Raw genomic sequence first — 9695 nt, forward strand, 5'->3', positions numbered from 1 at the left:
CAGCATCACGACTTACATCATGACAACGTCAAACTGCTCCTGAGTATAGAGCGGCTCAACATGAACTTTAACCTGCTTACCGACAAAGATTTCCACTTCAGCCAGCGCATGTGACTCTTCGCTTTTTAACGCCTCGCCCACTGCCGGGGAAACATAAACGAGGAAGCGATCGGAATCATAAGCATGATGCACACGCACGATTTCGCGCATGATTTCGTAGCAGACCGTTTCCACCGTTTTCAGCGTGCCGCGCCCTTTGCACACCGGGCAATTGGCACAGAGCACATGTTCAATACTTTCCCGCGTGCGTTTACGCGTCATCTCCACCAAACCGAGCGCCGAGAAGCCGTTGATACCGGTTTTCACCCGATCTTTGCTCAGTGCACTTTCCAGCGAATGCAGTACGCGGCGACGATGGTCGTCATTACTCATGTCGATAAAATCGATGATGATAATGCCGCCCAAATTGCGCAGACGCAGCTGGCGAGCAATCGCCTGCGTGGCTTCAATGTTGGTGTTGAAGATGGTTTCGTCGAGATTACGATGCCCAACAAATGCACCGGTATTGATATCGACGGTGGTCATGGCTTCGGTTTGATCGATGATCAGATAGCCGCCCGACTTGAGTTCAACCTTGCGCTCCAGTGAGCGCTGGATTTCATTCTCAACATCAAACAGATCGAAGATTGGCTGTTTGCCGCTGTACAGCTCCAGCTTGCTGGCCATTTCCGGGATATATTCGCCGGTAAATTCCACCAGCAGATCGCAGGTCAGACGTGAATCCACGCGAATGCGATCCAGCGCTGCGCCGGCAAAGTCGCGCAACACGCGCTGTGCCAATGCTAACTCGCCGTACAGCAGACAGCGCGTCTGGTTACGTTTCTTACGCTCGCTGACTTTGGTCCAGAGACGCTTGAGGAACGCGGCATCCTGCGCCAGGTCTTCCTCACAGATGCCTTCAGCAGCAGTACGAATAATGAAACCGCCGAGGTCGTCGCAGTAGGCGGAAACGACCGCTTTCAAGCGATCACGCTCCGCTTCGCTTTCAATACGCTGGGAAACACCCACATGCGATGCGCCTGGCATAAACACCAGATAACGTGAAGGCAGCGTAATATCGGTGGTAAGGCGCGCGCCTTTGGTGCCGAGCGGATCTTTCACCACCTGTACCACTAAATCCTGGCCGGGACGCACCAACTCGCTAATATCGCGTACGACGAAGTTTTTCTTCTCATCACCCGCCACGCATTCGGTGTGCGGCATGATGTCAGAAGCGTGCAGAAAGGCGGCTTTATCCATGCCAATATCAACAAACGCGGCCTGCATGCCGGGCAAAACGCGGCTAATGCGGCCTTTATAGATATTCCCTACGATACCGCGCCGTGCTTCGCGCTCGATGTGAATTTCCTGCAGAATGCCGCCATCAATATAGGCAACACGGGTTTCAGAAGGTGTAACGTTAACCAGCAGCTCAGCCGTCATCTTGTCCCCTTAACGCACGCAGTGACTGAAAGTGGCTCAGCAACTCATTGGTTTCAACCAGCGGTAATCCCACTACGGCGTGATAGCTTCCATTAATCTTGCGGACAAAGTTGCCGCCCAGACCCTGTATTCCGTACGCGCCGGCTTTGTCCATCGGCTCGCCGCTGGCAATATAGTGCGAGATTTCTTCTGCCGTGATATTGCGGAATGTCACGTCAGTGGTGACAAGGCAATCCAGCTCGCGTGCACTGTCAGCCAGCGCGACGGCAGTCATCACCTGATGCGTTTGCCCGGAGAGTTGACTCAGCATCTGCGCTGCGTGTGCAGCATCGCGCGGCTTTTCCAGCACGTTATTGTTGAGTACCACGATGGTATCTGCACCCAGCACCGGTAAATCCTGCGGCGCGACTGCCACGCCAGCGCGCGCTTTATCTAGAGCCAGACGGCGAACATACACTTCCGCCGCTTCCTCTGGCTGGCGCTGCTCTTCAACGTCGGTAACCAGACGCTCAAACTGCAGACCCAGTTGCGTGAGCAGTTCACGTCGACGCGGTGAACCGGATGCGAGATACAGGCTTATCATAGTCTTCCTTACTGAACAGCGAACTGACGACGAATCTTTCTCATTAATAAGAATAGCCAGGGCCATAGAATGCCGTCGACCACACTGCTCCAGAAGATTTCCGGGCGGAATGAGACGTTGATCACCAGGAATTCAGCCCAGAAAACAATTACATCCACCGCGAGCGACAGCACCATAACCATTAATGCCTGCTGCCACAACGCCAGATTTCGGAATAGCTGAAATTTGAAGGCCACCAGATACGCGATGATGCTGAACGCCAGCGCGCGCACCCCCAGCGTCGAACCGGCCACCAGGTCCATCACGGCCCCTAAAAAGAAGCCTGTTCCGACATTAACCCGGTGCGGTAATGCCAGAACCCAGTAAACCAGGATCAACAAAAGCCATGAAGGCCGGAACATGTAGATTTGTTCCGGCCAGGGCATGATTTGCAGAATGAGGGCAATCAGAAAGGACAGCCAGATAACCCATCGGCCCTGGCTGCGATATCGACTCAAGGCTGGCCTCCGCGTGTGTTCGCTGGGATCCCTTGCGAACGACTGCTGTTAGCGGGTGCCGGCGGCCCCATTTGCTGGCCAGGTTGCATCATATCCGGTGCCGGTGGGCCCATTTCGCCCGCTGGCGGCAAGACCTGCGGCATCATCTGCATCAGACGCTCATTCGCCACGCGGTGAACTTCATCGGGTGCCATTGGCATGTCGCCATTCTTATCCGCGCCCCACAACAGCAGCAGGTAACGCAGACGTTGCAGGCCTGCCGTCGGATGCGCCTGAATCACGGTGTAGGCACGTTGAGTATCGACTTTCACGGAAGAGACCACGCCAACCGGGTAGCCTTCAGGGAAACGTCCACCGAGGCCTGACGTCACCAGCACATCGCCAACACGAATGTCAGTGTTGCCCGGCAGATGTTCCAGCTGCAAGTCTTCGCTGCAGCCGTTACCCGCCGCAATCACGCGAATATCATTACGTAACACCTGAATCGGCAACGCATGAGAAGCATCACAAATCAGCAGTACGCGGCTGGTCACCTGACCCACAGCCACCACCTGACCCACTACACCTTTATCACTGATCACCGGCTGGCCTTCGTAAACACCGTTTACGCTGCCTTTATCGATAACGACCTGATCGGTATACGGATCGGTGCCGGTTGAAATCACCTGGGTCACCATCTTGTGCTCATCCTGACGCAGCGGCGAGCCGAGCAGCTCACGCAGACGTGCGTTTTCCTGCTTGTATTGCCCCAGCATCAGCAGGTCACTGTTTTTCAGGAAGAGCTCACGGCGCAGCGCTTTGTTTTCCAGCTCGAGCTGCTGGCGTGAAGCCAGCGTTTCTGAGACACCGTCAAGAAGCTGTCGCGGCCCATTGGCCAGAAAGTAAAATGGACTTACCGACGTGTCCAGGTAGTTGCGGATCTGGGAGAAGGAGCTCACGCGACTGTCTGCGATAATAATCGCGATAGCCACAATGACTGCCAGAAAGAGACGCAACTGCAGGGAAGGTCCCCTGCTAAAAATCGGCTTCATAAATTCTGCGTGTTCCTCGACATCAGGGAAGAAGCGCCAGTCTTATGACTAACGCCTCCAGGGCTGGACGCATCTCGCCGTCGTGCGCAGCGTCGATAGGCGCGACTCCCTGCGCAATTTGACCACGGTCTCAGCCGATGAGGATTTACTCCTCGCTGAACAAATCGCCGCCGTGCATGTCGATCATTTCCAACGCTTTACCACCGCCGCGCGCGACGCAGGTCAGCGGATCTTCTGCAACAACCACCGGAATACCGGTTTCTTCCATCAGCAGGCGATCCAGATTGCGCAGCAATGCGCCACCACCGGTCAGCACCATGCCGCGCTCGGAGATATCAGAAGCCAGTTCTGGTGGGCACTGTTCCAGCGCGACCATCACTGCACTCACAATACCGGTCAACGGCTCTTGCAGCGCTTCGAGAATTTCATTGGAGTTCAGGGTAAAGCCACGCGGTACACCTTCTGCCAGGTTACGACCACGTACTTCAATTTCGTGTACTTCATCACCCGGATAGGCAGAACCAATGCCGTGCTTGATACGTTCCGCAGTGGCTTCACCAATCAGTGAACCGTAGTTACGACGCACATAATTAATGATAGCTTCATCGAAGCGATCACCACCGATACGTACAGAAGAAGAGTAGACCACGCCGTTCAGGGAGATGACGGCCACTTCAGTGGTACCACCACCGATATCCACCACCATCGAACCGGTTGCTTCTGATACCGGCAGGCCTGCACCAATGGCGGCAGCCATCGGCTCTTCAATCAGAAACACTTCGCGCGCGCCTGCACCCTGTGCAGATTCACGGATAGCACGGCGCTCAACCTGAGTGGCGCCAACCGGTACGCAGACCAGCACACGTGGGCTTGGACGCATAAAGCTGTTGCTGTGCACTTGTTTAATGAAGTGCTGGAGCATTTTTTCAGTCACGAAGAAGTCGGCGATCACGCCATCTTTCATAGGACGGATGGCCGCGATGTTGCCTGGAGTACGACCCAGCATCTGCTTGGCGTCATGACCTACGGCCGCAACGCTCTTTGGCGAACCGGCACGATCCTGACGAATGGCAACCACGGAAGGCTCGTTCAGCACGATGCCTTGTCCTTTTACGTAAATCAGGGTATTCGCGGTACCCAGGTCAATGGACAAGTCGTTGGAAAACATGCCACGAAATTTTTTAAACATACTAAGGGATAATCCTGCAAGCTGGGGGCGGAAAATAAAATCCGCCTACTTTACCAACCACGCGAAGCCGCTACAAGGCGCAAAAACGTTCTGCTTCGGTGAAAAAATACGCTGAATAATTTTTTGGGCCGATTCGCTTATCCCTGGCCGCCGTTAAATAGCGCTAAGCCGCCCTATTAAACGTAAATTCACCCTCAATCACCGGGCGAATTTCGACATAAAATCTAACATTTCCAGCCATCATAAGCGCGGACGTTATCCACCAAATGGCAGAAAAAAGCGACTCAGCGCCGCTTTACTGGCTGAAGACCTAAATTCGATAACGTTGTGAATGTTTTTTCACGTTACTGTTCACCGGCAATGATGGGGCAAAGAAGTCGCCCTGCCCACCTGCCACGCCCAGATTCGCCAGCGTTTGCCACTCCGCGCGCGTGCGCACGCCCGCAGCAAAAACTTGTGTCGAGGTGGATTTGCATACTTCCAGTAAACTTTGCACAAATAACTGGTTTTCAGTACGACGTTCAATATTACGTACCAGCCCAGGATCGAGTTTGATCACTTCGATTGGGAACTGCTTGATATAAGCACTACTCACCACGGTCATACCCGCCTGATCCACCGCCACACGACAACCAAACGCGGTCAACATTTGGAAAACCGGTACTAAGCGATTGATGTGTTGACAAACATCCGCCTCAGCAAGTTCAAATAAAAAACGTTTTCTTTGCGATTTTGTACATTGCAGCAAAAGCTTTTGCAGCCAGCGCTGGAATGGGCGCTGTAATAAGGAGTCAATATTAACGGGTAAAGCCAGTGTTTCATCAGGCCACACTTCAGAGAGTGCCGCGATTCGCGTCACCAGTTGGCGATCCCAACTGTCGGTCAAACCGAGTTGCAGCACCAGCGGCATAAACTCGGCCGACACCACTTCTTTGTCGCCATCGAACACGCGCGCCAGCATTTCACGGTGGTGTACTTTGCCATCCAGCAATACGGCCGGTTTTTGGTAAAGACGTGGGCCGCCGCGATTAAGGGTGTTTTCCAGCAGCGTTCGCCAGCGCACGCTACCACGCCCCATGTCTAAGGTATTGCCTTCACCGACTGACCAACTGTTACCGCCCTGCAAAGCGGCACGACGGGTCGCCATCTCGACATTTTCCATCACCTGCTGCACGGTTTCTCCGCTGCGCCACGCACTGATGCCGATGTGGATTAAATCATCGCGATCGACCATACGCATCGGCGGCAATGAGTCGACCGCGTTGATCAACTGATCGGCGATACTGTTGGCCTCTTTAAGCGTGCGGTGCGGCAATAAAACGGCAAAATCGCTGCGGAAGTAGCGTGCCAGTAAAGCGCCAGGATAGCGCAGAACAAAAGTCGACAGCATATTAATCAGGTCAAACAGGTATTCATCCACCAGCGTTTGGCCCAGCGTTTCATGCAGCGTGTCGAGATCGGGCAGACGCACCATCATCACCACGCCATGCGTGCCCACATCTTCCTGATCTTCCAGCAGCGTGGCTAACTGGTTATCAAAGAACAGGCGGTTATTCAGGCCGGTGCGTGAATCCTGTGCGGCAAACGTACGGATAAGCGTATCAATGCGCAGGCGCTGCTCGCCCGCTTCCTGAAGATCGTTAAGTAATGTGTCAATGGCGCGACTGGCTTTTGGCGGCCATTCGGCATAATGCCCGACGGAGGGCACGCGCTCACCCGCCAGAATGCGCTCGGAGCGTGCTTCTAAACGCTCCATGTGCTGCCAGCGACGATTGATCCAACGATGCGTCATCACCAATAAAGCGGACATAATGGCCACCACGCTGAGCAGGACAATCAGCGTATAGGCACCGGTAAAGGAGCGGAACCAGGTTTTCGCAGGATCGAGTACCACTACTCGCAGTTCAAGGCCGGGAGAGTGTACCAACGGAAGATCGAACTGGATAAAACGATTCGGCTCATCTTCGAGCATAGGATTTTCATGGCGAGCGAGTTGAAACACCACGGTATTGCCGTTATGCATCTCAATCTGTTCCGCATTGATCACCGGCATGATGCGCGTCAACCACTGCGTCAGTTCTTGTGGCGATTGCGTTGTCAGCGCTTTATCGACTTCGGTCGCTAGCATATTGACGCGTGTTTCTACGCGCTGTTGCGATAGCCAGATAAAACTAAAAGCGCAGCCGACCAGCATCAATAACATTGCCAGTAAGCTTAATAATGTAATAAACGCAGAAAACTTAGTTGTTAATCGCATCCCTGTGCCTGTATCACTGCGGTTCTGAACGGTCGCCATCCAACGGCGCCAACCTGCTCATTGGCGTAAACCTGAGCAAAATAGCACAAAACATCGTCTGAATCAGCGCCAGACGCGCATCAAATTAGGCGGTGCGCCATGCTAATCGGCCCTGCGGCGCGAGTATAGCCGCAAAGTGTGATGGCTTGCGTTTCACACGGGCTTTTTCGTCCTATTCTCAACAGAGCGCTTTCGCCAGGAAATTTCATATTTTTCCGGGCAAAGTGGCGTATCCAGTGTGAGTTGATCATGCTGAGTACCACACCTTTTTCGCCGGAGAATGTCATGAAGCTGAAGCAATACCTTACCGAATCCGACGTGACGCCCGAGAGCATCTTTAATATGCGCCGCCGTCAGGTGTTGAAAGCGCTGGGATTAGGCGCAGCTGCGGCAAGTTTGCCCGGCGCGGCGCAGGCAGATGTGCTGAGCTGGTTCAAAGGCAATGACCGCCCACCTGCCCCCGCAGGTCGCGATCTGCAATTTACCAAACCCGCGCAGTGGCAAGCTGATTTGCCCATGACGCCGTTTGACAAGGTTTCCGGCTACAACAACTTTTATGAGTTTGGCCTGGATAAAGCCGATCCTGCCGCCAACGCCGGCACGCTGAAAACCGAACCCTGGCAGTTGCGCATTGAAGGTGAAGTGGCGAAACCGATCACGCTGGATATGGACGACATCTTTAAACGTTTTGCCATGGAACAGCGTATTTATCGCATGCGCTGTGTTGAAGCGTGGTCGATGGTGATCCCCTGGGTGGGCTTCGAGCTGAATAAATTACTCAAATTGGCTGAACCCACCAGCAATGCCCGCTTTGTCGCCTTTCAGACGTTATATGCGCCGGATCAAATGCCCGGGCAGAAAGATCGCTTTATCGGCGGTGGCCTGGATTACCCCTATGTGGAAGGATTACGCCTCGATGAAGCCATGCACCCTCTCACACTATTAAGCACCGGCGTGTACGGTAAAGCGCTGCCACCACAGAATGGCGCCCCGATTCGCCTGACGGTGCCGTGGAAATATGGCTTTAAAGGGATCAAATCGATCGTCAAGATCACGCTGACCCGCGATCAACCACCGACGACATGGAGCCAGATCGCTGCTAATGAATATGGTTTCTACGCCAATGTGAATCCGCACGTTGACCATCCGCGCTGGTCACAGGCGACGGAGCGTTTCATTGGTTCTGGCGGCATTCTCAATGTGGAACGTCAGCCAACGCTGCTGTTTAACGGCTACGCTAAAGAAGTGGCATCGCTCTATCGCGGGCTCGATTTACGGGAGAACTACTGAGTGCGACTGACGTTACGTCATATCACCCTGCTGAAAGTGGTGCTGCATCTGGCTGCCTTCTTGCCCTTCGTCTATTTGTTTATGGCAGCCAGCCAGGGTTGGCTGAGCGCAGACCCAGCCAAAGACATTCAGCATTTTACCGGCAGGATGGCGCTGAAGTTGTTGCTGGCTACGCTGTTGGTCAGCCCTTTAACACGCTACCTGAAGCAACCCTTGCTGATCCGCACCCGCCGCATGCTGGGTGTGTGGTGTTTTGTGTGGGCCTGTTTGCATCTGACAAGCTATTACTTGCTGGAGTTGGGGTACAACCACCTGCAACTGTTGGGTAAAGAGATTGTTTCACGCCCTTATCTGTTACTGGGGATGATCTGCTGGATAGTACTGTTTGCGCTGGCCATCACTTCGTTTCAGCGTGCGCAACGTAAATTGGGTCGTCGCTGGCAAACCCTGCACAACGGCATCTATCTTGTCGCGATCCTCGCACCTATCCACTATCTTTGGTCGGTGAAAGTCTTCTCGCCGCAGCCCTGGATTTATGCGCTGCTGGCTTTAGTGTTGTTAGGCTGGCGTTACAATAAGTTGCGTAATCTTCTGCGTCGATAATCCCCGCACGGTTGTTTTCCTGTCACGAGATCTGTTAAAAGGTGTGGCCTAAGGGCCGCATCCGATCAACTTCGCAGATAAGACCAGTATTTTGCTGCGAATTGCGACGAAACGGATATAATGCCCGGCTTTATTGCAAGCGAAGTCGCCTTTTTCACTCTCAGGAGTGACAAACGGCAGATGTCGCGGTATTTTACGCGATGCCTCACTGATTGCAGGAGATAGCAGCAAGATGGCGCACAAATTTCACATACTGCTTTTGAACGGTCCCAATCTGAATCTGTTGGGAACGCGCGAGCCTGATAAGTATGGTCATACCACGCTGGCGCAAATTGTCGGCGATCTGACGCAACAGGCTGAACAGCACGATGTGAAATTAAGTCATTTGCAATCGAACGCAGAGTTTCAGTTGATTGATCGTATTCACGAAGCCCGTGGCAATGTGGATTACATCATCATCAATCCGGCTGCGTTCACGCACACCAGCGTTGCACTGCGTGATGCCCTGTTGGCGGTCAGCATACCTTTTATTGAGGTGCATCTCTCAAACGTGCATGCACGCGAACCGTTCCGACATCACTCCTATCTTTCTGATGTATCTGCTGGCGTCATCTGTGGACTTGGCGCTGATGGATACTCATGGGCTTTACAAACGGCAGTAAAACGCCTGTCACATTCCAATTAAACAGAGTACGGAACCACACTCATGGATATTCGTAAAATT

The 9695-nt window shown here is 53.5% G+C and carries 9 protein-coding genes; 3 read left to right on the forward strand and 6 right to left on the reverse strand.

What is annotated here, in order from left to right:
• Positions 1-12: 12 nt before the first annotated feature.
• The 6 genes from rng to csrD form a co-directional block, all read right to left on the reverse strand.
• Complete coding sequence (gene rng, locus VH86_RS11245) at positions 13-1482, reverse strand: ribonuclease G (RefSeq protein ID WP_045832911.1); 1470 nt, start codon at positions 1480-1482, stop codon at positions 13-15.
• On the reverse strand, positions 1472-2065 hold the full coding sequence (locus VH86_RS11250; protein WP_038644368.1) for a nucleoside triphosphate pyrophosphatase: 594 nt from the start codon (positions 2063-2065) through the stop codon (positions 1472-1474). Before VH86_RS11250 ends, rng begins: the two co-directional genes overlap by 11 nt.
• Positions 2066-2073: 8 nt before the next feature.
• Positions 2074-2562, reverse strand: a complete 489-nt coding sequence (mreD, locus tag VH86_RS11255) for a rod shape-determining protein MreD (protein WP_034830875.1) — start codon at positions 2560-2562, stop codon at positions 2074-2076.
• Positions 2559-3593 carry a rod shape-determining protein MreC gene (mreC, locus tag VH86_RS11260; RefSeq protein WP_045816533.1) on the reverse strand — a complete coding sequence of 345 codons (1035 nt, stop codon included), beginning with the start codon at positions 3591-3593 and terminating at the stop codon, positions 2559-2561. The genes mreD and mreC overlap by 4 nt, the downstream gene beginning before the upstream one ends.
• Positions 3594-3738: 145 nt before the next feature.
• On the reverse strand, positions 3739-4782 hold the full coding sequence (gene mreB / locus VH86_RS11265; protein ID WP_007891976.1) for a rod shape-determining protein MreB: 1044 nt from the start codon (positions 4780-4782) through the stop codon (positions 3739-3741).
• Positions 4783-5092: 310 nt separating this feature from the next.
• Positions 5093-7039 (reverse strand): RNase E specificity factor CsrD, encoded by a 1947-nt coding sequence (gene csrD, locus VH86_RS11270; RefSeq protein ID WP_045832912.1) that lies wholly within the window; start codon positions 7037-7039, stop codon positions 5093-5095.
• A gap of 324 nt (positions 7040-7363) precedes the next feature.
• Between csrD and msrP the strand changes: the two genes are divergently transcribed.
• The 3 genes from msrP to aroQ all read left to right on the forward strand — a co-directional run bounded on the left by msrP (position 7364) and on the right by aroQ (position 9656).
• On the forward strand, positions 7364-8368 hold the full coding sequence (gene msrP, locus VH86_RS11275; RefSeq protein WP_045816532.1) for a protein-methionine-sulfoxide reductase catalytic subunit MsrP: 1005 nt from the start codon (positions 7364-7366) through the stop codon (positions 8366-8368).
• Positions 8369-8971 (forward strand): protein-methionine-sulfoxide reductase heme-binding subunit MsrQ, encoded by a 603-nt coding sequence (gene msrQ / locus VH86_RS11280; RefSeq protein ID WP_045816531.1) that lies wholly within the window; start codon positions 8369-8371, stop codon positions 8969-8971.
• A gap of 232 nt (positions 8972-9203) precedes the next feature.
• The gene (gene aroQ, locus VH86_RS11285; RefSeq protein WP_038644361.1) at positions 9204-9656 is read left to right on the forward strand and encodes a type II 3-dehydroquinate dehydratase; all 453 of its coding nucleotides are present in this window, start codon (positions 9204-9206) and stop codon (positions 9654-9656) included.
• Positions 9657-9695: the final 39 nt, after the last annotated feature.

The organism is Pantoea sp. BL1 (assembly GCF_000963985.1).
Taxonomy (GTDB): domain Bacteria; phylum Pseudomonadota; class Gammaproteobacteria; order Enterobacterales; family Enterobacteriaceae; genus Pantoea; species Pantoea rwandensis_B.

What these genes read in the sequence shown, in the direction of transcription:
- rng (WP_045832911.1), bottom strand. Translation starts at nt 1,482, where the DNA reads ATGACGGCTGAGCTGCTGGTTAACGTTACACCTTCTGAAACCCGTGTT.
- VH86_RS11250 (WP_038644368.1), bottom strand. Translation starts at nt 2,065, where the DNA reads ATGATAAGCCTGTATCTCGCATCCGGTTCACCGCGTCGACGTGAACTG.
- mreC (WP_045816533.1), bottom strand. Translation starts at nt 3,593, where the DNA reads ATGAAGCCGATTTTTAGCAGGGGACCTTCCCTGCAGTTGCGTCTCTTT.
- mreB (WP_007891976.1), bottom strand. Translation starts at nt 4,782, where the DNA reads ATGTTTAAAAAATTTCGTGGCATGTTTTCCAACGACTTGTCCATTGAC.
- csrD (WP_045832912.1), bottom strand. Translation starts at nt 7,039, where the DNA reads ATGCGATTAACAACTAAGTTTTCTGCGTTTATTACATTATTAAGCTTA.
- msrP (WP_045816532.1), top strand. Translation starts at nt 7,364, where the DNA reads ATGAAGCTGAAGCAATACCTTACCGAATCCGACGTGACGCCCGAGAGC.
- aroQ (WP_038644361.1), top strand. Translation starts at nt 9,204, where the DNA reads ATGGCGCACAAATTTCACATACTGCTTTTGAACGGTCCCAATCTGAAT.